A 23,397-nucleotide genomic window follows, 5' to 3' on the forward strand; every position below is an offset into this window, starting at 1 on the left:
GCTCATGCCGGATCGGTTGGGCCGTACCGGACGGCCGGGCAGGGTGAGCGGCGGCCCCGGAGAGCCGCCGCCATAGGTGAGGACATTCAGACCGCGAGGGCCTCGTTGAGGAAGGCCTGCAGCTGGGCCTGGTGCTTCGACATCTGCCCCACGGCGGTCGAGGCCGAGGCCGGGCGGCCGACGTAGCGGGCGCGCTTCACCGCGGAGCCGGCCTGGCCGAGCACCCATTCGAGGTAGGGCTCGACGAAGGCCCAGGCGCCCATGTTCTTGGGCTCCTCCTGGCACCACACCACCTCGGCATTGCGGAAGCGGCCCATCTCGTTGGCCAGCGCCTTGAGCGGGAACGGGTAGAGCTGCTCGACGCGCAGCAGGTAGACGTCGTTGACGCCGCGCTTCTCGCGCTCCTCGAACAGGTCGTAGTAGACCTTGCCCGAGCACAGCACGACGCGGCGGACCTTGTCGTCGCGGACGAGCTTGACCCCGCTCTCGTCGTGCTCGGCGTCGTCCCACAGGATGCGGTGGAAGCTCGAACCCTCGGCGATCATCTCGATCGTCGACACCGCCCGCTTGTGGCGCAGCAGCGACTTCGGCGTCATCAGGATCAGCGGCTTGCGGAAGTCGCGCTTCAGCTGCCGGCGCAGGATGTGGAAGTAGTTCGCCGGTGTCGAGCAGTTGGCGACCTGCATGTTGTCCTCGGCGCAGCTCTGGAGGTAGCGCTCCAGGCGGGCGGAGGAGTGCTCCGGCCCCTGCCCCTCGTAGCCGTGGGGCAGCAGCATCACGAGGCCGGACATGCGCAGCCACTTGCGCTCGCCGGACGCGATGAACTGGTCGATCACCACCTGCGCGCCGTTGGCGAAGTCGCCGAACTGCGCCTCCCACAGCACGAGCGCGTTCGGCTCGGCCGCCGAGTAGCCGTACTCGAAGCCGAGCACCGCCTCCTCGGACAGCATCGAGTTGATCACCTCCAGCGGCGCCTGGCCCTCGCGGATGGCGTTGAGGGGCGTGAAGCGCTGCTCGTTCTCCTGGTCGATCACCACGGCGTGGCGCTGCGAGAAGGTGCCGCGCTCGACGTCCTGGCCCGAGAGCCGGACGCGGTTGCCGTCGAGCATGGTCGCGCCGAAGGCCAGGGCCTCGGCGGTCGCCCAGTCGATGCCGACGCCGGTCTCCACCGCCTTGGCGCGGTTGTCCATGAAGCGCTGGATCGTGCGGTGCAGGTGGAAGCCGGGGGGCGCCTGAGTGATCTTCTGCGCGATCTCGCGCAGGGTCTCGACCGGCACGCCGGTGCGGCCGCGGCGCGGGTCGTCCACGTCCTCGTGCACGGCCTTGAAGCCGGACCAGCGCCCGTCGAGCCAGTCGGCCTTGTTGGCCTTGTAGGTGCCGGCGACCTCGAGCTCGGCGTCGAGCATCGCCCGGAACTCGGCCTTTCGGGCGTCGTAGGCCTCCTGGCTCAGGGTGCCGTTCTCGATCAGCTTGCGTGCGTAGCTCTCCAGCACCGAGGTGTGCTTGCGGATGCGCTGGTACATCTTCGGCTGGGTGAAGGCCGGCTCGTCGCCCTCGTTGTGGCCGAAGCGGCGGTAGCACAGCATGTCGATCACGACCGGCTTGCCGAACTTCTGGCGGTACTCGACCGCGACCTTGGTGGCGAAGGTCACCGCCTCCGGGTCGTCGCCGTTGCAATGGAAGATCGGCGCCTCGACCATCTTCGCCACGTCGGACGGGTACGGCGAGGAGCGCGAGAAGCGCGGATCGGTGGTGAAGCCGATCTGGTTGTTGATGATGAAGTGGATCGAACCGCCGGTGCGGTGGCCCTTCAGGCCCGAAAGCCCGAGGCACTCGGCGACCACGCCCTGGCCGGCGAAGGCCGCGTCGCCGTGGATCAGGAGCGGCATCACGCTGGCGCGCACGACGTTCGGCTTGGCGCGCTGGTCCTGCTTGGCGCGGACCTTTCCGAGCACCACGGGATCGACGATCTCGAGGTGCGACGGGTTGGCGGTGAGCGACAGGTGGACGTTGTTGCCGTCGAAGGCGCGGTCGGACGAGGCACCGAGATGGTACTTCACGTCGCCCGAGCCCTCGACCTCGGCCGGCGAGGCCGAGCCCCCCTTGAACTCGTTGAACACCGCACGGAACGGCTTTGCCATCACGTTGGTGAGCACGTTGAGGCGCCCACGGTGGGCCATGCCGAGCACGATCTCGCGCACGCCGAGCGCGCCGCCGCGCTTGATGATCTGCTCGAGCGCCGGGATCATCGCCTCCGAGCCGTCGAGGCCGAAGCGCTTGGTGCCGGTGTACTTGAGGTCGAGGAACTTCTCGAAGCCCTCGGCCTCGATCAGCTTGTTGAGGATCGCGCGGCGCCCTTCGGGGGTGAACGAGATCTCCTTGTCCTTGCCCTCGATGCGCTCCTGCAGCCACGCCTTCTCCTCGGGATCGGAGATGTGCATGAACTCGACGCCGAGGGTCTGGCAGTAGGTCCGCTCCAGGATCGCGACGATCTCGCGGATCGTGGCGAATTCCAGCCCGAGCACGTTGTCGAGGAAGATCGGCCGGTCCCAGTCGGATTCGAGGAAGCCGTAATGCTGCGGATGCAGTTCCTCGTGGTCGCCGCGGGGGGCCAGCCCGAGCGGGTCGAGCTTGGCGTGCAGGTGGCCGCGCATGCGGTACGAGCGGATCAGCATGATCGCGCGAACCGAATCCTTGGTCGCCTGCTCGACCGAGACGCCGGTCTTGCCGGTGACGGCGAGGCCGTCGGCGGGCTTGCCGGGCCTCTGTTCGCCCTTCTCCGCGCCCTTGGCGAGGATCCTCTCGCCGACCGCCTTCTCCAGGGTCGCCCAGTTGCCGTCGAGCGCCGAGACGATCTCGCCGTTGGCCGGCACCGGCCAGTTCGGCTTGGTCCACGAGGCGCCGGCCGCGTTCTTCTCGACCAGGGTCTCGTCCTCGCCGAGCCCCTTGAAGAAGCTCTGCCACTCGGGGTCGACCGAAGCCGGGTTGCGGGCGTAGGCAGCCTGCAATTCCTCGATGTAGGCGGCGTTGCCGCCGTAGAGGAACGAGGTTTCCAGCAGCGCTTCGTTCACGTCCTGGCGTGCCATCGGCGGGTCATCCTGTCCTTCGGGCCCTCCGCCGGTGCGGATGAGCCGCGTCATCGCGCGGGAGGCGCCTCCGCGAGCGGAAGGCGCGGGCCGCGCTGCGATTCCTGTGGGCGCACGAAGCGGGCGCTCCGTCGCCCATCATATGGGCGTCACCGGCTTGCGTGCGCTGCAACACAGCCGCGCGCGGGTCATACGCGCGCGGCTGTCACTCGGTTTCAGCCCTTCAGGACCTCGACCAGCGTCGAGCCGAGGCGCGCCGGCGACGGCGAGACGCGGATGCCCGCGGCCTCCATCGCCGCGATCTTGTCCTCGGCGCCGCCCTTGCCGCCGGAGATGATCGCGCCAGCATGGCCCATGCGGCGGCCCGGAGGCGCGGTGCGGCCGGCGATGAAGCCGACCATCGGCTTCTTGCGGCCGCGCTTGGCCTCGTCGGCCAGGAACTGCGCCGCCTCCTCCTCGGCCGAGCCGCCGATCTCGCCGATCATCACGATCGACGTCGTCTTCTCGTCGGCGAGGAACATCTCGAGCATGTCGATGAACTCGGTGCCCTTCACCGGGTCGCCGCCGATGCCGACCGCGGTGGTCTGGCCGAGGCCGGCGGTCGAGGTCTGGAACACCGCCTCGTAGGTCAGCGTGCCGGAGCGCGAGACGATGCCGACCGAGCCCGGCTTGAAGATGTTGGCCGGCATGATGCCGATCTTCGATTCGCCGGCGGTGACGACACCGGGGCAGTTCGGCCCGATGAGGCGCGACTCCGAGCCGATCAGCGCACGCTTGACCCGCACCATGTCGAGCACCGGGATGCCTTCCGTGATGCAGACGATCAGCGGCATCTCGGCCGCGATCGCCTCGCAGATCGCGTCGGCCGCGCCCGGCGGCGGCACGTAGACCACGGACGCGGTCGCGCCGGTGGCCTCGCGGGCCTCGCCGACCGTGTCGAAGACCGGCAGGTTGAGGTGCTTGGAGCCGCCTTTGCCGGGCGAGGTGCCGCCGACCATCTTGGTGCCGTAGGCCAGCGCCTGCTCGGAATGGAAGGTCCCGTTCTTGCCGGTGAAGCCCTGGCAGATGACCTTGGTGTTCGCGTCGATGAGGATGGACATAACGCTTCAGCCCTTCTTCACGGCGGCGACGATCTTCTGCGCGGCGTCGTCGAGATCGTCGGCCGGGATCACGTTGAGCCCCGAGCCGCTGATGATCGCCTTGCCTTCCTCGACGTTGGTGCCCTCGAGGCGCACGACGAGCGGCACCTCCAGGCCCACCGTCTTCACCGCCGCGATCACGCCGCGGGCGATGACATCGCACTTCATGATCCCGCCGAAGATGTTGACGAGGATGCCCTTCACCTGCGGGTCGGCGGTGATGATCTTGAAGGCCGCGGTGACCTTCTCCTCGGTCGCGCCGCCGCCGACGTCGAGGAAGTTCGCCGGCTCCTCGCCGTAGAGCTTGATGATGTCGAGCGTCGCCATGGCGAGGCCGGCGCCGTTGACCATGCAGCCGATCGTGCCGTCGAGCGCGATGTAGGCGAGGTCGTACTTCGAGGCCTCGATCTCCTTGGCGTCCTCCTCGGTCTCGTCGCGGAGCGCGACGATGTCGGGGTGGCGGTAGAGCGCGTTCGAGTCGAACGAGATCTTGGCGTCGAGGCACTTGAGATGGCCGTCGCCGGTCAGCACCAGCGGGTTGATCTCGAGCATGCTCATGTCCTTGGCCGTGAAGGCCGCGTAGAGCTTGGCGGTGAGCTCGCCCGCTTCCTTCGCCTGCGGGCCGGCGAGCCCCAGCGCCTTGGCGACGGCGCGGCCGTGATGAGGCATGATGCCGGTGGCCGGGTCGACCGAGAAGGTGACGATCTTCTCGGGGGTGTCGTGGGCCACCGTCTCGATGTCCATGCCGCCCTCGGTCGAGACGACGAAGGCGACCTGCCCGGTCTCGCGGTCGACCAGCATCGACAGGTAGAACTCGGCGGCGATCTGCGCGCCTTCCTCGATGTAGAGCCGGTTGACCTGCTTGCCGGCCTCGCCGGTCTGGATCGTGACCAGCGTCTGGCCGAGCATCTCGCCGGCGAACTGCTTTACCTCGTCGATCGACTTGGTGACGCGCACGCCGCCCTTGGCGCCGGCCGGCGCGCCCTTGAAGGTGCCCTTGCCGCGCCCGCCCGCGTGGATCTGCGACTTCACCACCCAGACCGGGCCGCCGAGCTCGCGCGCGGCGGCTTCCGCCTCCTCGGGCCTGAAGATCGCGATGCCCTTGGAGACGGGCAGGCCGAACTCCTTCAGCACCGCCTTGGCTTGGTATTCATGGATGTTCATGTGCGCTCCGCAGGCGAATAGGGAGTGGCGAATGGCGAATAGCGAGCCGGGGCAGCAGAGAGCACGTGGCTCTGTCTTCGCTAGCCCTATTCGCTATTCGCCCAATGTTTTTAGGCGAGCGCCGGGTTCACGCCCTTGCAGGCCTCGATCAGCGTGTTCACCGCGCCGACCGACTTCTCGAACATCGCCTTCTCGGCCGCGTCGAAGGTCACCTCGAGCACGCGCTCGACGCCGTTCTCGCCGATCACGACGGGCACGCCGACATACATGCCGGAGATGCCGTACTGGCCGTCGAGGTAGGCGGCGCAGGGCAGGACCCGCTTCTTGTCCTTGAGGTAGCTCTCGGCCATCGCGATGGCCGAGGCCGCTGGCGCGTAGAAGGCCGAGCCGGTCTTGAGCAGGTTGACGATCTCGCCGCCGCCCTTGCGGGTCCGCTCGACCATGGCGTCGAGCTTCTCCTGGGTGGTCCAGCCGAGCTTGACCAGGTCGGTCAGCGGCACGCCGGCGACCGTCGAGTAGCGGGTGAGCGGCACCATGTCGTCGCCGTGGCCGCCGAGCACGAAGGCGGTGACGTCCTCGACCGAGACCTTGAACTCCTCGGCCAGGAAATGGCGGAAGCGGGCCGAGTCGAGCACGCCGGCCATGCCGACGACCTTGTTGGTCGGCAGGCCAGAGAACTTCTGCAGCGCCCAGACCATGGCGTCGAGCGGGTTGGTGATGCAGATCACGAACGCGTCCGGCGCGTTCTCCTTGATGCCGGTGCCGACGGCCTCCATGACCTTCAGGTTGATCCCGATCAGGTCGTCGCGGCTCATGCCGGGCTTGCGCGGCACGCCGGCGGTGACGATCACCACGTCGGCGCCCTTGATCGCCGAATAGTCGCTCGCACCCGAATACTTCGCGTCGAAGCCGTCGACCGGGGCCGATTCGGCGATGTCGAGCGCCTTGCCCTGCGGTACGCCGTCGACGATGTCGAACAGCACGACGTCGCCGAGTTCCTTCAGACCGGCGAGGTGCGCCAGCGTTCCGCCGATCTGGCCGGCGCCGATGAGCGCGATCTTGCTGCGTGCCATGTCCGAGACGTCTCCAGCTTAGCGTGAAAGGGTGAGGCGAGCGCGTCGACGACTCGGGGGTCGAAAGTCCGTCCGAGGCGCCGCCCGACGCGACCGGTTTTCCTGCGCGGCTGTGTGGCCGAAAAGCACCGCCCCATCAACCCGACGCAGATCGCCCAAGCAGGGTTCGGGCCAGGGCGGATGTGCGGCGCGCAAAACAAAGCCCTCGAAAAGCTAAGCTTTTCGAGGGCTTTAGGAGGAGATTGCCAATTCGGGATCGGCGCTATGACAACTTTTTGAACCTGTCATTCCGCTCAGAGGATACCCGCGCGCAGCACCCGCTGGATCGCGTGAATCACCGCGCCGAAGCGGGCGTCGACCAGATCGCGCGGCACCTCGGCGTCGTGCTGGATCGCCAGGGGATGGGTGAAGCGGTAGCTCGCATCGAAGATGTAGGCGATGGCGCGCTCGCGGTCGCGCGCCGAGAAGGTGCCGGTGGCCATCCCCTCCTCGATCACCCGCTCGACCAGGCTGCGCAGGCGGACCCGGTGGCGGCGGGCGATCGGCCTAGCGGCGACCGTGGCGTCGAGATGGACCGCGAACAGGTTCGGCTCGTCCTGGAGCGCGTCGCGCTGCAGGGCGGCGAGCGCGGTCAGCAGCCGCTCGATCTTGTCGTCGGCCGGGTCGGGCGCGTCGGCGATGCCGGCCAGGCGGGTCTCGATGTCCCGCAGCCAGCGGCCGGCGACGGCGTCGAGCAGGGCGTCCTTCGAGGGGAAGTAGCGGTAGACGTTGGCGTGCGTCATGCCGGCTTCGGCGGCGACGGCGACGACGGTGACCCGCTTGGGGCCGAGCCGGGCCAGGTGCTCGGTGGCGATCCCGAGCAGCCGCACGTCGGCGGAGATCGGCGCCACCCGGGATCGGGCGGCCGCGGGGGCGCGGGCCGGACGGTCCGCATCGGACGGGGACCGTCCCGTCGCCGTCGCTTTGGCGGCGGGCTCTTCGGAACGCGGCTCGGGATCCGGTTGAAGGAAGGGAAGCGGGAGGCGTGAGGACGAGAGGTGGTAAGGCGAGACGGACCCCCATCTGACCGAAAGAAGCGGGAACACGCTTCCGTTGACGTCGAGCCTCCCTCCGGGAGCCTATCGATCAGACGGTTTAGCGCCTGTCGAATGTCCTATGTTCACTTCTCTTTGAGAAGGCAACAAAATTTCCTTGAAAACCTGTGCGTCAGAAGCGGTTCTTCCATTCTCGCAGTGCAACAAAAACCGTTGCCGGGTCAGCAGCTTCGTTGAGTCCCACCGCCGTCTTCAGTGCCGGCAGGCCGCTTCGCAGGAACGGGTTGGTCGCCCGTTCCGCCGCCATCGTAGAGGGAACCAGGAAGCGGCCGGAGGATTTTAGCTCTTCCGCTTCGCGCAGGCGGCCGTGCAGATCCGCGTTGCCGGGCTCTGCTGCGACCGCGAAGCGGGCGTTCGACAGCACGTAATCGTGCCCGCTGTACACTTGTGTCGCATCCGGCAGCGGCAGGAACCGCTCGAGCGACCGCCACAGGGTCTCGGGCGGGCTTTCCATCACCCGGCCGCAGCCGAGGGTGAACAGGGTGTCGCCGGAGAACACGATTCCCGGCTCGGCGAACCAGTAGGTGACGTGGTCGGCACAATGCCCCGGCGTCTCCCACACCTCGGCCGAGAGGTCGCCGACCCGGACGGTGTCGCCCTCCGACACGGTGCGGTCCACGTCGGGGATCGCCGGGCCGGCCTTGGCCGGGGCGGTGACGCGGGCGCCGGTCGCGCGTTTGACCTCTGGGATGCCCGCGATGTGGTCGCCGTGGCGATGGGTGACCAGGATGTCGGTGAGCAGCCAGCCGGTCTGCGTCAGCATCGCCAGGACCGGCGCCGCCTCCGGCACGTCGATCGCCGCGCAGGTGCCGGTGGCGGGGTCGCGGATGAGCACGCCGATGTTGTCGCTGCGGCACAGGAAGGTGCGGATCTCGGGGGCCGTGGCCATGAACGCGTCTCCGGGCTCGCGGCCGGTCCGGCCGTATCGGGCGGGAACGGATGCGGAAACCGGGGGGTTCCCCGGCGCGTCGCCCTGCAAGTCGCCGCCTGCGCCTTGTCGCGGCGGGTGCCCGGCCCCATTGAATCGCCATCGGGCCGGGACGCCGGCCTTCCCCGACGCCGCTCCAGCTCCGACCCATGCGCCTCGACGTCACCGACCTGCGGGCCTTCTACGCCACGCCGCTGGGCGTCACGACGCACCGGATCGTCGCCCGCACCCTGCACGGCTTCCTCGGCTCGGTCTCCGGCCTGCGCGTGCTCGGGCTCGGCTACGCGGTGCCTTATCTGAGCCCGGTTCACTGCATCGCCGAGCGGACGCTGGCCTTCATGCCGGCGACGCAAGGGGTGGTGAACTGGCCCGGCGCCGGCCGCTCGTGCTCGGCGCTCGCCGACCCGACGATGATGCCGCTGCCGGATGCGGCGATCGACCGGGTGATCCTGGTGCATGCGCTCGAGGCGGTGGAGAGCCCGACGGAACTGCTCCGGGAGGTCTGGCGCACGCTGACGCCGGGGGGGCGGATGATCCTCGTCGTGCCGAACCGGCGCGGGGTCTGGGCGCGGCGCGACGCGACGCCGTTCGGGCACGGCCAGCCCTACAGCCGCTCGCAGCTGAGCCGGCTGATGCGCGACACGCTGTTCTCGCCGGAGGACTGGGCCGAGACGCTCTACATGCCGCCGCTGCGCTCGCGGGTGATGCTGCAGACCGCCGCCGCCTGGGAGCGGGTCGGGACGGGCCTCTCGCTCCCCTTCGCCGGCCTCCACGTGGTGCACGCCACCAAGCAGCTCTACCGGCCGATCACCGTGCAGCAGGTCCACCGCGCCCGCCGCCTCGCGCCCGCGCGGGTGCTCGTGCCGGCGCCCGCGCCGGGTTAAGCCCGACGCTTCGCACGCCGACGCCGGCGGCCCGGCCCAACCCCGTCTCGACGGAGATCGCGAAGACACCATGAGCGTCGAAGCGGCCATCCAGCAGTTCCTGCTCGCGCTCTCGAGCCTGTTCTCGATCGTCAACCCGCTCGGCGGGGCGCTGATCTTCGCGCAGGTGACGGCGGGGCACAGCCACGACGACCGGGTCTGGCTCGCTGGCCGGATCGGCGGATACGCGCTGCTGATCATGCTGGCGGCGCTGTGGGCCGGCGCGCCGATCCTCAACTTCTTCGGCGTGTCGCTCGGCGCGCTCCGCATCGCGGGCGGGCTCGTCGTCGGCGCCTCCGCCTGGGGGCTGCTGAACCGGCCCGAGGCCCGCGAGGCGCGCAAGCAGGCCGAGGTCTCCTCGACGACGGGACAAGGAGCGACCCAAGCGGCAGCGCAAGCCGGAAGCCAAGCGGCGGCGCCGACCGCGCCCCGAGCGGCGGCGGCCGCCGCTCCCGCCCAGCCGCCGGCGGATGGGCAGAGATCGGTCGATCCCCTGTCCGAGATCGCGTTCTTCCCGCTGACCCTGCCCTTCACCACCGGCCCGGGCACCATCGCGGTGGCGATCACCCTCGGCTCGAACCGTCCGGCCGTGATGGCCGACCGGCTCGGCTTCTACGTCGGCGTGTCGCTGGCCGCGCTCGGCGTCGCCGCGACGGTGGCGCTGATCTACGCCTCGGCCGACCGGGTGGTGAGCCTGCTCGGGCCGATCGGGGCGCGGGTGCTCGGCCGGCTGTTCGCGTTCCTGCTGCTCTGCGTCGGCACCCAGATCACCATCAACGGGGTGATCGACGTGTTCGGGCCGCTGCTCGCCGCGCGCTGAGACGCCCGCGTCACCGCGCGGCCTCGGCCCGCGCCAAACCCTCGATCCGGTCGAGCCAGCGCTCCAGGCGGGCCCGGTTGCCGCCGGCATCGAGCAACCCAAATTGCGGGCGGGCGTACAGGGCCAGGGTCGATCGGCCCTCGCCGGCGCCGAGAATCGCGACGGCGACCGTGTCGGGCAGCCGCAGCCATTCCGAGCGGACGACGTAGCGGTCCTCCTCGGCCCAGCGGGCCTGGAAGGCCAGCTCGGTGCGCGGCTCCTCGGCCGCCACCGCGGCGACGATGGCGCGCAGGCGCTCGCCCGGCACCGGCAGCACCGGCGGCACGCGATCCGAGACCGCGCGGCACTGGCCGGGCGGGCAGGCGAGCGCGTCGCCCGCGCTTCGCGAGACGGTCGGCAGGTCCACCGCGCCGCGGTCGGGCGCGCCGAACAGCAGCCACACGTCCTCGATGCCCCCGGGCTCCGGCCCACGCGCCACCAGCACGGCGCCGGCGAGCGCGAGCCCGCCCAGAGCCAGCGCCATGCCCGCCTTCCCCCACCGCACGCCGATCCTCCGCGCCTTCGACCCGTCCGAACACCGGACATGCGAAAGCGGCCCCCTCTCGGAGGCCGCCCGCCCGTCGTCCGCGTCGATCAGATCAGATCACGGGCGCCGAGAACAGCGCGCCGTACATCGCCGCATGGCCGACGTAGTAGAGCGTGAGGAAGCCGGTGAGCGCCACCGCGTAGTAGGCCGGGGCCAGCGCCACGTCGCGGCGGCGGACGGCGCTGCGGGCGTCGTCGGCGGCGATGCCGATCAGCACCACGATGATCCCGGAATGGCCGATCGCATCGACCTTGCCGAACTCGAACACGGCGGAGACGAAGATCGCGGCCAGGATGATCGCGGCGGTGCGGCGCACCAGGGGCGTCCAGATCAGGGCGAAGGCCAGGGTGAACTCGACGACGCCGGCGGCCTTCATGAACAGCTCGGGCGAGGCGCCGAAGGTCATCTCGGGCTTGGCGGCCAGGAGCGGCGCGGTCCATTCCGGGTAGGCCCACTTCTCGACCGAGGCCCACATCAGGGTGACGGCGGCGGCGGCGCGGACCACGTCGATGGGGCGGATGCCGTAGAGGGTGCGGTCCAGGCCGGTGAGGATCAGGTAGGCGGCGACGCCGAGGAAGACCGGGTAGTCGGCCAGATGGAACGCGCCGTAGCTCCAGGTCGCGTAGCCGAACAGCACGACGATGCCGGCGCCGGCCAGCGGCAGGGTGCGGTGCCAGATCAGGCAGGCCGCAAGCGCGAGCTGGAACCACGGGATCCAGGCCGCGTCGGTCTTGAGCTCGGGGGTGAGGATGATGCCGCCGAGCGTCCAGAGCGAGACGAAGAAGAAGCCCAGCGTCGCCCGCACCAGCAATTCGGTGTCGGTGCGCAGCCGCGCGGTGACCCGGTCCAGGGCGTTGAGCAGCGCGGTGCCGAGCGGGGTGCCCTCGGCGAGGCACCCGAACATCAGGCACAGGACCGACAGGCCGACGAGCCACTCGAAGTCGAGGCAGAGCACCTGCTCGAGGCCGCGGGGCTGGCCGGCGACGTCGTAGGCGCAGAACCACTTCACATGGGCGCTGGCCTCGCTGCTGGCGAGCAGGGTCGCGGGAAGGGCTAGGGCGCCGGCAAGAAACGGAGAAGAGCAACGCCACTCAAAGGTCCGCATCGAAGCCTCGTCACAACGGGTCAGAACAGTGCTTACCGATGCATTTAGAACTAAGCCGCCGGATTTTGCCAAGGGTTTGTTAACGTCCGTGTCGAAAAGGTTAACGCTGTGGGTGCCGGGTAGAATCGGCTGAAAGCGAATCCCGTCTAGGGCGCCGTGCCGGGCAACGCGCCATTCAGCATGGACGCGGATTCCCAGCTCTTCGGACCGCCGCGCAAGAGTTCGCTCAGTGTTGGCCGGCGATCCTGGCGCGGCCGGAACCCGACATCGCCGGCCGGACCAAGCGTGGGGGGATTGCGGATGATCGGCTTGGCAAGTCTCGCGAGCCTCGGTGCCGGGATCGGGCTGGCCGGCTTCGCGCCGCGTGCGGGCCTGCGCGCCGCCACCTTCGAATCCTGCGGCGGCGTGCTTCTGGTGACCGGCCTCGCCCTGCTCGGCGCTGGGCTGCCGCTGTTCCGCTAGGGCATTCCCCAGCGAGGTGGATCGAGGGGCGCGCGACGATGCTGCCGGCGACGCCGCCGCGGACGCATCGGGGGCCGCGCCCGCCGTCCGGCCCGGTTACGGCTTCGGCGCGTCGCCGGTCAGGTCCGCGAGGGCGCGGTCGTTCCCGGCCGGCGCGGTGAGCGTCTGCAGGAAGGCCAGCAGGTCGGCCTTCTCCGCGCTCGTGAGGTTCAGCGGGCGGATCTCCGGCGAGCGGCTCGGGCGTGCGATGCCGCCGCGGTCGTAGAGATCGATCACCGCCTCCAGCGTCGCGATCGATCCGTCATGCATGTAGGCGCCGCGGCCGGCGACCTCGCGCAGGCCGGGGGTCTTGAAGGCGTAGCGCAGGGCCTCCGAGCTCGGCACGAAGCGCCCGCGTCCGAGATCCGCGCCGGTCGCCGTGCCGATGTCGTGGAACGAGCCGTCGGTGAAGGCCCAGCCGCCATGGCAGGCGGCGCAGTTCGCGCGGCCGTTGAACAGGTCGAAGCCGCGCTTGGCGGCGACCGGGATCGCCGTCTCGTCGCCCGCGATCCAGCGGTCGAACGGGCTCACGCCGGACACGATCAGGCGCTGGAAGGTGGCGAGCGCCGCCTCGATCCGGTCCTTGGTGACGCCGGGATCGGCGAAGGCCTCGGCGAAGGCGGCGGCATAGGCGGCATCCGCCGACAGGCGCGCCACCGCGTCGTCGGCGGGCAGGCCCATGTTGCCGGGCGCGCTGATCGGGACGAAGGCGACGCTCTCGAGGTCGCGGAACTTGCCGTCCCAGCCGAGGCGGCCCTCCTGCCAGGCGATGTTGAGCAGGCTCGGCGTCCGCAGGTCCATGTCGGAATCGTTGCGGGCCGGCGCGCGCTTGCGCCCGTCCGCCCAGGCGAGGTCGGGCAGGTGGCAGGTCACGCAGGCCCGGTCGCGGTCGGCCGACAGGATCGGATCGAAGAACAGCTTTCGGCCGAGTTCCGCCTTGGCCTGGGCGTAGGGATTGATCTCCGGGAACGGGATCGCGGAAGGCGGGGCATAGGCCTCGCGCCCGGCGGCCCGCTGCGCCGCCGGTCCGCTCGCGGCCGGACCGCAAACCGCACCGAGCATCACAATTGCGGCGATACCGCCGCCGAGCTTCCATCGCATCGCAGAGCTCCCAAGGGGAGGGTCTACGATGCGATGTCTTGCAGATCCGTAAAGCCTTCGTTTCGATTATGGTCCTGCCCGAGAATTATATTCCCGAAACCTCAACGATAACTTGAACCTCAGCGAACATGCCGCGACGTCATGCACCCTCCCCGATCCGGGGCGGCGATCAGCGGGCGTCGAGGGCGGCGCGGGTGCGGGCGTCGGTGCCGACGTCGCCGGCGTCGTCCATGCCGAGGCTCTCGATCAGCCGCCCGCGCGCGCGGCTGACCCGGCTCTTGATCGTGCCGACGGCGACCCCGCAGATCTCGGCCGCCTCCTCGTAGGTGAAGCTCTGCGCGCCGACGAGAACCAGCGCCTCGCGCTGGGCCAGCGGCAGCAGGTTCAGCGCGCTCTGGAACGCGCGCATCTCCACGCGGACCTCCTGCTCGGGCAGGCTGGTCAGCCGCCCGGCATGGCCGCCGTCGGCATCCTCGATCTCGCGCTTGCGCTTGCGCTGCTCGGAATAGAACAGGTTGCGCAGGATCGTGAACAGCCACGCCGTGAGGTTGGTGCCGCGGCGGAAGCTCTCGGCCTTGGTCCAGGCCCGCATCAGCGTGTCCTGCACGAGGTCGTCGGTGCGGTCGAAATCGTAGGTCAGCGAGAAGGCGAAGGCGCGCAGCGCCGGGATCGCGCCGAGCAGGAGGTCGCGCATCTCGGCGTCGGCGCCGGCGGGCGTTCCGACGGGGGCACAGGCCTGGATCATCGCGCGGATTCCTTTTCCGACCGGGCGGCGAATTCCGCGACGAGCGCCTCGAACCGCTCGGGGATCGGCTGGGCGAGCAGGCCCGCATAGAGCACCCGCAGGCTGCGCCCGATCCGGCGCCGCGTCTCCGGATCGAGCCGCCGGTCGCCGCCGCGCGGCCGCCGCTCGGGCGTCGGCACGGCATCGCCGGCCACGCGCCCGATCGCGTCGTCGGCACCGCGTTCGTCGGAGATGTCGTGCATCGTCGGCCGTCCTGGCAAAGCGGGGCGACGCCTCGCGACCCGACCGCCTGCGAACGACCGGGCGCGGCCCTCAGGCCTCCGGTGCGTCGCGGACGCCAGGTCCGTCGCCGTGGCTACGGGTGCTAGGGCCGGGCGGTTTAATCAAGTCTGAAAAAGACATTCACCTAGAATTCATCACCATAGGCCGCGACATCATCTTATGGTCAAGCTGGCGACTTTGTCAATTTGTATGTTTTTCGCAACCTTGATACATCTGGTTACATTCCAATGTTCGAAACCTGACGGTCTGGACTTCGGGCGGCGGCAGCCGGCGGCGCGCCGCGGCGTCCCGGCCGAGGGCGCGGATGCATCGTCGAAGCTCAGCGCGGCCCCTCTCCCGCTGGGGAGAGGGGGACCGCGTCCTCTTCGGCTCGCGAGAACGATGGGCGCCGTCCGTCAGAGCGCGATCGGAACGCTGACGGAGCCGTAGGCGGTGACGACGAGGCCGCAGACGAAGGCGCCGATCATCGCGTCGTCGAACAGCGTCATGGTCTCGATCCCGGTCCGCTTCCCGCTCAGCAACGGCTGCCGCCGCTGGTCTGGCCGTACTGCATCACCGGCCGGGTCTGCCGGTTGGCGTCGCCCTCGCTCGCCGAGCTCGGCACGCACCCGCCGGTGCGCGGCGTGCCGTCGACGCCGATCCCGACCGAACCCGTGGCCAGGTCGTCAGAGGGGGACGGCGGCGCGAAGCGGTCGACGGGGGCCTCGTAGCTGAACGCGCGCGCGGACGAGACGGGGGCGGAAACGTCGATGACGAGAGCGGCCGCGACGGCAACGAAACGCAACGTCATGAGGATAGAAGACGCCGTCCAGCAATACAGGCCGCCGGTTCGGCACGGTCTGATCTTGCGTCAAGCTTATATGGATCGCCCCTGACCCTCACGACGTGATGGGCTCCACGCGGCACGGCGGATGAAACGCTGGGCCGGATCGGGACGATCGCGTCACGACGATCCGGCGGGTGGCTTCGGGAGGGCGGATCCGGGCTTCGCGGGCTTGCCGGATCCGGCCTCCCTTCGATCGCGCGAGAACCGTGTCAGGGCTTGAAGTAGGGCCGTGCGACGACCGGCGACGCATCGCCGGGCCGGACGCGCGCGGCGTGCACGACGCGGCGGGCGCTCCGGGCGGGCCGCACCGCGCGCGGTGCCGCGAACCGCTCGTCGCGCATCTCGCCGAGGTAGTCCGAGCCGCCCGCCCCGAAGACGCCGCCCTGCACCACGCCGGCCGAGGGCGGGCGGCCCATGAAGAATTCCTCGGCCCCGCCGGCGAGCGCCGGCGCTGCGGCGAGGAGAAGGGCGACGGCGGAGAGGAAGGAGCGCATGCACGCAGTTTAGGGCCGCGCGCCTCCACGCCGCGTTAACGATGTCGCGAGAGCGGACGGACCGGCATCGCGCGGGGCGGCGGCGATCACGCGGCGGGGCTCAGGTCGCAGATGCGGACCTGCGCGCGCTCGGCCCCGCGCCAGCGGTCGCAGGCGAGTGTGCCGGCGACGTGGAACTCCGAGCCGATGCCCGCCAGGATCGCCTGCCCGAGCGGCGATTGCGCGCTGCGGAAGCTGATCGCGCCGACCGCCTGCCCGTCGCGGCTGCGCAGGCGCGCACGGACATGGCCGTGGCCGACGAGGCCGGCATCGACGATGCGGTGGCGCGGCAGGGCGAAGACCGGCTCCGGCGCCCCCTGCCCGAACGGGCCGGCGCGCTGGATCAGGCGGACGGTCTCGGCCGTGGCGCCGCCGGCGCTGACCGTGCCGTCGACGAGCAGCGCCTCGACCGCGCGCGCCTGCGCCACCGCGTCCGCCAGGTCCGCGGCGAGGAAGGCGGCAAAGCGCGTCAGGTCGGGGCCGGCGAGAGTCACGCCCGCGGCCATGGCGTGGCCGCCGCCCTTCGTCGCGAGACCCGCCGCGACGGCGGCGCGGACGGCGTGGCCGAGGTCGGCGCCGGCGATCGAGCGCCCCGAGCCGGTGGCCGTCCCGTCCGGCCGCAGGGCGAAGGCGAAGGCCGGCCGGCCGAAGCGCTCCTTGAGCCGCGCCGCGATCAGCCCGACGATGCCCGGATGCCATTCGGCGCTGCCCGCGACCAGCACCGGGCGATCGGGGTCGCGGCCGAGGGCGTGGTCCATCTCGGCCTCGGCCTCCGCCACGGCCTGCGCCTCGATCGCCTGGCGCTCGCGATTCAGGCGGTCGAGCTCGACCGCGATGCGGGCGGCCTCGGCGGGGTCGTCGGTGGTGAGCAGGCGCGCGCCCAGACCCGCGTCGCCGATGCGCCCGCCGGCGTTGATGCGGGGGCCGAGGAGATAGCCGAGGTGCCACGCCTCCGGCGGCCCGTCGAGGGCGGCGGCATCGAGGAGCGCCGCGAGGCCGTGGCGGCCGCGGGCACGCATCACGGTCAGCCCCTGGACCACGAAGGCGCGGTTGAGGCCGGTCAGCGGCACCACGTCGGCGACGGTGGCCAGCGCCACCAGGTCGAGGGCGTCGGTCAGCGACGGCTCGGGGCGCGCGGCGAAGGCCCCCTCCGCCCGCAGCGTCCGGGCCAGGGCCACCAGCGTCAGGAACACGACGCCCGCGGCGCAGAGATGGCCGAGGCCCGACAGGTCGTCGAGGCGGTTCGGGTTCACCAGCGCGCGCACCGGCGGCAGCAGCTCGGGGGCGCCGTGGTGGTCGAGGACGAGCACGTCGAGGCCGATCCGCGCCGCCTCCGCCAGGGGCCCGTGCCCGCTGGTGCCGCAATCGACGCAGACCAATAGGGTCGCCCCCTCCCCCGCCAGCGCGGCGACCGCGGCGGTGTTCGGGCCGTAGCCCTCGGTGATCCGGTCGGGGATGTGGATGCGGGTCGGCACGCCGAGCGCGCGCAGGTATCCGGCCAGCAGGGCCGCGCTCGCGGCGCCGTCGACGTCGTAATCGCCGAACACCGCGACGCTCTCGCCCTGCCGCACCGCCCGCGCGAGGCGATCGGCGGCGGCTTCCATGTCGACGAGGCAAGCGGGGTCGGGCATCAGGTCGCGCAGGCGTGGGCGCAGGTAGGCCTCCGACCCGTCCGGCCGGACGCCGCGCCCGGCAAGCACGCGGGCCAGCAGCTCCGGCAGGCCATGGGCCTGGACCATGGTCGCGGCGTAGGCCTGCGCGGCCGGGTCGGCGCAGCGCTCCCGCCACGGCCGCCCGAGGATGGACCGGGTGACGCCGAGGAAGGCGCGGGACTCTGGAAGCAGGGCTGACACGGGGCGCACCATAGACCGCAACGGCGGCCAAATCCCGGTCCGCGTGCGGGCGTCGGCGCTACTCGTCGGCCTCCATCCCGGCCAAGGGCACGGCCAGCTCGCACAGCACGCCGTCGGGCGGGTAGGTCAGGCGGACCTCGCCGCCGATCGCCCCGGCGAGGCCGCGCTCGATCAGGCGGCTGCCGAACCCCATCCGGGTCGGGTGCGCGACCCGCGGCCCACCGCTCTCGGCCCAGCGCAGCCGGACCATCGGCTCGTGGCCCTCCGGGTCGATCGACCAGTCCACCACCACGAAGCCCGCGGGCGTCGAGAGGGCGCCGTACTTGGCGGCGTTCGTCGCCAGCTCGTGGATCATCAGCGACAGCGACAGGGCGGCCTTGGAGCCGACCTGAACGTGCGGCCCGAACAGCCGCAGGCGGCCCGCCTGGGCATCGTCGTGGATCGTCAGCGCGCCGTGGACGACCTTCTCCAGGCTGGCGCTCTCGCGGGTGCCGTCGAGCAGGATGTCGTGGGCCTTGCCGAGCGCGATCAGCCGGTTGGCGAGGGCGTCGCGGGCGACTTCGAGGTCGGTGGCGTTGCGCATGGTCTGCATCGCGATGGCCTGCACCATCGCCAGCGTGTTCTTCATGCGGTGGCTGAGCTCGCGGTTGAGCACCGCCTGCTGCTCCTCGGCCCGCAGGCGGCCGATGCCGACCTGGACCCGGTCCGCGACGTTGCGGGCGAAGGCGATCTCCTCCGGCAGCCAGTCGCGCGGCGCGGCGGCGTGGACGAAGAACAGCCCCACCGTGCGCCCGCGCTCCCGCACCGGCACGTCGAGCATCGCGCCGATGGCGAGCGCCGCGAACGGAGCCGCGAACGCGGCGGTGCGCGGATCGTCCGCGACCGCGCGGACGACGAGGGCGTCGCCGCGCTCGATCGAGGCGCCCAGCCGGCCGAAATCGGCGAAGCGGTGGGTCCCGGCGAGGCTGCCGGCGCCGGACGCGGTCCAGTCCTCGAGGACGGTGACCTGCGCCCCGCTGGCGTCGATCTCGCCGTAGCCGGCCCGGCTCGCGTTGAGCGTCCGCCCGACGATCTCCGCCGCCTTGGCGGTCATCGCCGCCACCGAGGCCACGTCGCGCAGGTGGTCGCCGAGCTCGATCAGGGCCGCCCGGCGGATCGAGGCGGCGCGGGTCAGGCGCTCCTCCGCCCGCAGGCGGACCAGCTGGCGCCGCTCGCGCATCAGGATCATGATCTGCCGCGCGAGCCGCCGCAGCGCGTCCGCCTGCTCCTCGGTGAGGCCGTCGGGCCGGAGCACGTTGTCGATCACGCAGAGGCTGCCCAGCGCCCTGCCGCTCGTCGTGCGCAGCGGCGCCCCGGCATAGAAGCGGATCCGCGGATCGCCGGTCACCAGCGGGTTGTCGCGGGTGCGCGAGTCCAGCGTCAGGTCGGGGATGACGAGGAGATCGGGCTCGCCGAGCGCGTACTTGCAGACCGACGCGTTCAGGTCGGTCTCGCAGCGCGGGAAGCCGACGCGGGCCTTGAACCACTGCCGGTCGGCGGCGACGAGGCTGACCAGGGCCACGGGGGCGAGGCAGATCGTGCGGGCGATCTGCACCGCGTCGTCGAAGGCTTCCTCGGGTGCCGTGTCGAGGACGGCGAACGCTTCCAACTCGGCCAGTCGATCGGGATCGGAAGTCTCGGGCGACATGCCAGCCCCGGGTTGGAGATCCATCGCGCCGGATCGGCGGTCGGCGTTGCGCGTTGTAGGGCCCCGCTCGACGTCTGTCATGCCTGGAGCATCGTCCGTGATCCAGGGATCACGGACGATGCTCCATCGCGCTGAGAGTGCGCGTTTTCTTCACGCGAGCCGGGATCCGCCTCGCTTGAGGACGCTCCGGCGCCATTCCCGCGGGCCGCCGCCGAGGACGCGAGGGCTGCGCGACGAAAAAAGGGCGGGCATCGCTGCCCGCCCTTCGACCCCGACCCCGGGGAGCCCGGATCAGAGGTTCTTGAGGATCTGGTCGACGACCTTCTTGGCGTCGCCGAACAGCATCATCGTGTTGTCGCGGAAGAACACCTCGTTCTCGACGCCGGCGTAGCCCGAGCCCATGCCGCGCTTGATGAACAGCACGGTCTTGGCCCGCTCCACGTCGAGGATCGGCATGCCGTAGATCGGCGAGGTCTTGTCGGTCTTGGCGGCCGGGTTGGTGACGTCGTTGGCGCCGATCACGAAGGCCACGTCGGCCTGCGGGAACTCGCCGTTGATGTCCTCCAGCTCGAACACCTCGTCGTAGGGGACGTTGGCTTCGGCGAGCAGCACGTTCATGTGGCCGGGCATGCGGCCGGCGACGGGATGGATGGCGTACTTCACGTCGACGCCCTCCTTCTTGAGCAGGTCGGCCATCTCGCGGAGCGAGTGCTGGGCCTGCGCCACCGCCATGCCGTAACCCGGCACGATGATGACCCGCTCGGCGTTCTTCATGATGTAGGCCGCGTCGTCCGACGAGCCCTGCTTGACCGGCCGGGTCTCGACCTCGCCGCCGCCGGCCGCAGCCGCGTCGCCGCCGAAGCCGCCGAGGATCACCGAGATGAACGAGCGGTTCATCGCGTGGCACATGATGTAGGACAGGATCGCGCCCGAGGAGCCGACCAGCGCGCCGGTGATGATCAGCGCGAGGTTGCCGAGCGTGAAGCCGATGCCGGCCGCGGCCCAGCCCGAGTACGAGTTCAGCATCGAGACGACGACGGGCATGTCGGCGCCGCCGATCGGGATGATGAGCAGGCCGCCGAGCGCGAACGACAGCAGCACGATCAGCCAGAACACGACCTTGCTCTCGCCGCCGATGAACACCGCGATCAGCACGACCAGCGCCACCGCGAGGCCGATGTTGATGAGGTGGCGGCTCGGCAGCATGATCGGCTTGCCGGACATGCGTCCGTCGAGCTTGGCGAAGGCGATGACCGAGCCGGTGAAGGTGATCGCGCCGATCGCCGCGCCGAGCGCCATCTCGAACAGCGACTCCTTGTGGATGTGGCCGTTCTCGAGGATGCCCACCGCCTGCGGCGCGTAGAGGGTCGCCGCCGCGCCCGCGACGGCGGCGAGGCCAACGAGCGAGTGGAAGGCCGCCACGAGCTGCGGCATCGCCGTCATCGGCACGCGCTTGGCGATGACCGCACCCGCGCCGCCGCCGATGGCGAGCCCGAGGAAGACGAGGAGCCAGGCGGCCGCGCCGGCCGGCGGATGGCCGACCAGGGTGGTGAGCACGGCGAGGGCCATGCCGATCATGCCGTAGAGGTTGCCCTGCCGCGACGTCGTCGGGTGCGAGAGCCCCCGCAGCGCCATGATGAACAGGACGCCCGAGACGATGTAGAGAAGGGCGGAGACGTTCTGGGACATGTCTCAGGCCTTCTTCTTGTACATGGCGAGCATGCGCTGGGTCACCAGGAAGCCGCCGAAGATGTTCACGCTCGCCAGCACGATGCCGATGAACCCGAAAGCGCGGGCCCAGCCGGTGCCCTTCTCGATCAGGGGCACGCCGGCGGCCAGGATCGCGCCGACGATGATCACCGACGAGATCGCGTTGGTGACCGACATCAGCGGCGTGTGCAGCGCCGGGGTCACCGACCACACCACGTAGTAGCCGACGAAGATCGCGAGCACGAAGATCGCGAGCTGGAACACGGTGGCGTCGACCGCGCCGTGGGTCACGGCGCTGAGACCGTGGCCGACGCCGTCGGCGATGGCCTGGGCCTGGTCGGCGGCGTTGCGCGCGGCGGCGGCGGCCGAGCGCGCGGTGTCGGCGAGGACGCGGGTCTGGTCGACCGCCTGATCGGGGGGGATGTTGGCCATCGTTATGCTCCTCGCGACCGGCCTACGCCGCGCCCGTTGCCTGTGTGCTGGGTGACTGCGACACCCCGGTCTTCGACAGCCCGACCGAGGCCTGCTCGGATTGCGGCGCGTCCTGCGGGCGGTCGGCGACCGCCGCGTCGGCCTTCGGCTGGAAGGACGGGTGCACGACGGCGCCGTCGTGGGTCAGGTTCGTGGCCTTGACGAGCTCGTCGTCCCACTTGATCGCCAGAGCCTTCGACTCCTTGTCGACCAGGGTCTCGACGAAGGCGTAGAGGTTGCGCGCGTAGAGCGCCGAGGCGCTCGCCGCGAGGCGGCCGGCCACGTTGAGGTGGCCGACGATCTTCACGCCGCGATCGTTCACCACGACCTCGCCGGGCTTGGCGCCCTCGACGTTGCCGCCGCGCTCGACCGCGAGGTCGACCAGCACCGAGCCAGGCTTCATCGAGGCGACCATCGCCGCCGAGACGAGCTTCGGCGCCGGGCGCCCGGGGATCAGCGCCGTGGTGATGACGATGTCCTGCTTGGCGATGTGGGTCGCGACCAGCTCGGCCTGCTTCTTCTGGTACTCGGCCGACATCTCCTTGGCGTAGCCGCCCTTGGTCTCGGCCTGCTTGAACTCGTCGTCCTCGACGGCGACGAACTTCGCACCGAGCGACTCGACCTGCTCCTTGGTGGCGGGGCGCACGTCGGTGGCGGTGACGACCGCGCCCATGCGGCGCGCCGTGGCGATCGCCTGGAGCCCGGCGACGCCGACGCCCATCACGAACACGCGGGCGGCGGGCACGGTGCCGGCCGCCGTCATCATCATCGGCATGGCGCGGCCGTACTCGGAGGCACCGTCGACCACCGAACGGTAGCCAGCGAGGTTGGCCTGGCTCGAGAGCACGTCCATCACCTGCGCACGGGTGATGCGCGGCATCAGCTCCATGGCGAAGCCGTCGACGCCGGCCTCGGCCATCGCCTGCAGCTCGGCCTCGCGGCCGTAGGGGTCCATGATCGCGACGACCACGGCGCCCCGCTTCAGGAGCTTCAGCTCGTCGGCGGCGGGGCGGCGGACCTTGAGGATCAGGTCGGCGTCGCGGGCGGCCTCCTCGGCCGAGGCCGCGACCGAGGCGCCGACGGCCTCGTACTCGGAATCCGGCATGCCGGCCTTCAGCCCGGCGCCCGACTGCACGGTCACGTCCGCGCCGAGCGCCAGGAACTTCTTGACCGTCTCGGGCACCGCCGCGACCCGCGGTTCCGCGGAATCGGTCTCCGACAGGACAGCGATGCGCATTCAGGATTTCCCCTCGATGGACCGCTCCCGAATGCGCGAAATGGAACGGCTTTTCGAGGCGGGTTGAACGGACGGACTGACGGAAGCGTTACGATTGTAATGGCAGGCCCGGGCGCGGGGCGCGGACCGTCCCGGCCTCATGGAGAGGACGAGCATTCAGGCGAAGGCGAGGTAGAGCGCCATCAGGATGGCCACGACGCAAGGCGCGCGCCAGCCGATGTTCGGCGCGAAGGCGCCGAGCGCGCCGGCCGCACTCGACAGGACGACGCCGAGGATCGCCGTGAGCCACGCCTCGCGGATGCCGCCGACCGCCAGCGCGAGCACCCAGCAGATCACCACCCCGGTGGCGATCTCGACGAAGCGGACGAATCCCCGATAGGTCTGCTCGTGCGTCTTCGCGTCCATCGCGGGGCTGTAGGCCACCCCGGAAACGCCCTTCGTATCGGCCATCGTGCGCTCGTCCTCGACGCTACCACTCTCGATGGGTGCGGGTTTAGCCCAAGCTTATTGCTGCCGCAATCGGCCGCAACCGG

Annotated in this window: 22 protein-coding genes; 3 read left to right on the forward strand and 19 right to left on the reverse strand. The window is 70.8% G+C overall.

All coding sequences use genetic code 11. From position 1 onward, the window contains the following. Positions 1–86 precede the first annotated feature (86 nt). From ACFZ8E_RS24165 to gloB, 6 genes are all read right to left on the reverse strand, one after another. The gene (locus ACFZ8E_RS24165; RefSeq protein ID WP_147727158.1) at positions 87–3,086 is read right to left on the reverse strand and encodes a 2-oxoglutarate dehydrogenase E1 component; all 3,000 of its coding nucleotides are present in this window, start codon (positions 3,084–3,086) and stop codon (positions 87–89) included. A 215-nt stretch (positions 3,087–3,301) separates the two neighbouring features. After that, positions 3,302–4,186 (reverse strand): succinate--CoA ligase subunit alpha, encoded by an 885-nt coding sequence (gene sucD / locus ACFZ8E_RS24170; RefSeq protein ID WP_405044009.1) that lies wholly within the window; start codon positions 4,184–4,186, stop codon positions 3,302–3,304. 6 nt (positions 4,187–4,192) lie between these two features. Then, a complete protein-coding gene (gene sucC / locus ACFZ8E_RS24175; RefSeq protein WP_405044010.1) occupies positions 4,193–5,389 on the reverse strand; it encodes an ADP-forming succinate--CoA ligase subunit beta in 1,197 nt (398 codons plus the stop codon). A gap of 110 nt (positions 5,390–5,499) precedes the next feature. Beyond that, on the reverse strand, positions 5,500–6,462 hold the full coding sequence (gene mdh, locus ACFZ8E_RS24180) for a malate dehydrogenase (RefSeq protein WP_147727161.1): 963 nt from the start codon (positions 6,460–6,462) through the stop codon (positions 5,500–5,502). Between the two features lie 293 nt (positions 6,463–6,755). Next, entirely contained in the window at positions 6,756–7,352 is a 597-nt protein-coding gene (locus ACFZ8E_RS24185) for a TetR family transcriptional regulator (RefSeq protein ID WP_243932769.1), read from the reverse strand. 316 nt (positions 7,353–7,668) lie between these two features. Next, positions 7,669–8,445 (reverse strand): hydroxyacylglutathione hydrolase, encoded by a 777-nt coding sequence (gene gloB / locus ACFZ8E_RS24190; RefSeq protein ID WP_405044011.1) that lies wholly within the window; start codon positions 8,443–8,445, stop codon positions 7,669–7,671. A 188-nt stretch (positions 8,446–8,633) separates the two neighbouring features. Here gloB and ACFZ8E_RS24195 point away from each other — a divergent pair, with 188 nt between their 5' ends. Together ACFZ8E_RS24195 and ACFZ8E_RS24200 are read left to right on the forward strand one after the other, a co-directional pair. Continuing rightward, on the forward strand, positions 8,634–9,368 hold the full coding sequence (locus ACFZ8E_RS24195) for a class I SAM-dependent methyltransferase (protein ID WP_147727163.1): 735 nt from the start codon (positions 8,634–8,636) through the stop codon (positions 9,366–9,368). 70 nt (positions 9,369–9,438) lie between these two features. Beyond that, positions 9,439–10,227: a MarC family protein gene (locus ACFZ8E_RS24200; protein ID WP_243934646.1), complete on the forward strand. Its 789-nt coding sequence runs from the start codon at positions 9,439–9,441 to the stop codon at positions 10,225–10,227. Positions 10,228–10,237: 10 nt separating this feature from the next. Here ACFZ8E_RS24200 and ACFZ8E_RS24205 read toward each other — a convergent pair whose 3' ends face one another. Both ACFZ8E_RS24205 and ACFZ8E_RS24210 read right to left on the reverse strand, forming a co-directional pair. Then, the gene (locus tag ACFZ8E_RS24205; RefSeq protein WP_243932781.1) at positions 10,238–10,750 is read right to left on the reverse strand and encodes a hypothetical protein; all 513 of its coding nucleotides are present in this window, start codon (positions 10,748–10,750) and stop codon (positions 10,238–10,240) included. Positions 10,751–10,865: 115 nt separating this feature from the next. After that, complete coding sequence (locus tag ACFZ8E_RS24210; protein ID WP_243950892.1) at positions 10,866–11,918, reverse strand: hypothetical protein; 1,053 nt, start codon at positions 11,916–11,918, stop codon at positions 10,866–10,868. A gap of 309 nt (positions 11,919–12,227) precedes the next feature. On the opposite strand from ACFZ8E_RS24210, the gene ACFZ8E_RS24215 reads away from it, so the two are divergent. Continuing rightward, positions 12,228–12,380 (forward strand): hypothetical protein, encoded by a 153-nt coding sequence (locus tag ACFZ8E_RS24215; protein WP_187274756.1) that lies wholly within the window; start codon positions 12,228–12,230, stop codon positions 12,378–12,380. Between the two features lie 96 nt (positions 12,381–12,476). On the opposite strand, the gene ACFZ8E_RS24220 is transcribed toward ACFZ8E_RS24215, so the two are convergent. From ACFZ8E_RS24220 to ACFZ8E_RS24270, 11 genes are all read right to left on the reverse strand, one after another. Beyond that, positions 12,477–13,520 carry a cytochrome-c peroxidase gene (locus ACFZ8E_RS24220; RefSeq protein WP_405044012.1) on the reverse strand — a complete coding sequence of 348 codons (1,044 nt, stop codon included), beginning with the start codon at positions 13,518–13,520 and terminating at the stop codon, positions 12,477–12,479. Positions 13,521–13,689: 169 nt separating this feature from the next. Beyond that, positions 13,690–14,265, reverse strand: a complete 576-nt coding sequence (locus ACFZ8E_RS24225) for a sigma-70 family RNA polymerase sigma factor (protein WP_147844126.1) — start codon at positions 14,263–14,265, stop codon at positions 13,690–13,692. After that, positions 14,262–14,507 carry a NepR family anti-sigma factor gene (locus ACFZ8E_RS24230; protein WP_243932787.1) on the reverse strand — a complete coding sequence of 82 codons (246 nt, stop codon included), beginning with the start codon at positions 14,505–14,507 and terminating at the stop codon, positions 14,262–14,264. The genes ACFZ8E_RS24225 and ACFZ8E_RS24230 overlap by 4 nt, the downstream gene beginning before the upstream one ends. A gap of 554 nt (positions 14,508–15,061) precedes the next feature. Continuing rightward, complete coding sequence (locus ACFZ8E_RS24235) at positions 15,062–15,337, reverse strand: hypothetical protein (RefSeq protein WP_243950896.1); 276 nt, start codon at positions 15,335–15,337, stop codon at positions 15,062–15,064. Positions 15,338–15,582: 245 nt separating this feature from the next. Then, positions 15,583–15,867 (reverse strand): hypothetical protein, encoded by a 285-nt coding sequence (locus ACFZ8E_RS24240; protein WP_243950898.1) that lies wholly within the window; start codon positions 15,865–15,867, stop codon positions 15,583–15,585. 86 nt (positions 15,868–15,953) lie between these two features. Next, complete coding sequence (recJ, locus tag ACFZ8E_RS24245) at positions 15,954–17,771, reverse strand: single-stranded-DNA-specific exonuclease RecJ (protein ID WP_147858907.1); 1,818 nt, start codon at positions 17,769–17,771, stop codon at positions 15,954–15,956. A 46-nt stretch (positions 17,772–17,817) separates the two neighbouring features. Next, entirely contained in the window at positions 17,818–19,470 is a 1,653-nt protein-coding gene (locus ACFZ8E_RS24250) for a sensor histidine kinase (protein ID WP_405044013.1), read from the reverse strand. Positions 19,471–19,737: 267 nt separating this feature from the next. Beyond that, on the reverse strand, positions 19,738–21,135 hold the full coding sequence (locus tag ACFZ8E_RS24255; RefSeq protein WP_147726549.1) for an NAD(P)(+) transhydrogenase (Re/Si-specific) subunit beta: 1,398 nt from the start codon (positions 21,133–21,135) through the stop codon (positions 19,738–19,740). Positions 21,136–21,138: 3 nt separating this feature from the next. Then, positions 21,139–21,588, reverse strand: coding sequence for an NAD(P) transhydrogenase subunit alpha (locus ACFZ8E_RS24260; protein WP_147726547.1), 450 nt, complete (start codon positions 21,586–21,588; stop codon positions 21,139–21,141). 22 nt (positions 21,589–21,610) lie between these two features. After that, positions 21,611–22,864, reverse strand: coding sequence for a Re/Si-specific NAD(P)(+) transhydrogenase subunit alpha (locus ACFZ8E_RS24265; RefSeq protein WP_243938380.1), 1,254 nt, complete (start codon positions 22,862–22,864; stop codon positions 21,611–21,613). Positions 22,865–23,020: 156 nt separating this feature from the next. After that, the gene (locus tag ACFZ8E_RS24270) at positions 23,021–23,314 is read right to left on the reverse strand and encodes an aa3-type cytochrome c oxidase subunit IV (RefSeq protein WP_147726543.1); all 294 of its coding nucleotides are present in this window, start codon (positions 23,312–23,314) and stop codon (positions 23,021–23,023) included. Between the last annotated feature and the right edge of the window lie 83 nt (positions 23,315–23,397).

This window comes from Methylobacterium sp. HMF5984, from assembly GCF_045033435.1.
Taxonomy (GTDB): Bacteria; Pseudomonadota; Alphaproteobacteria; order Rhizobiales; family Beijerinckiaceae; genus Methylobacterium.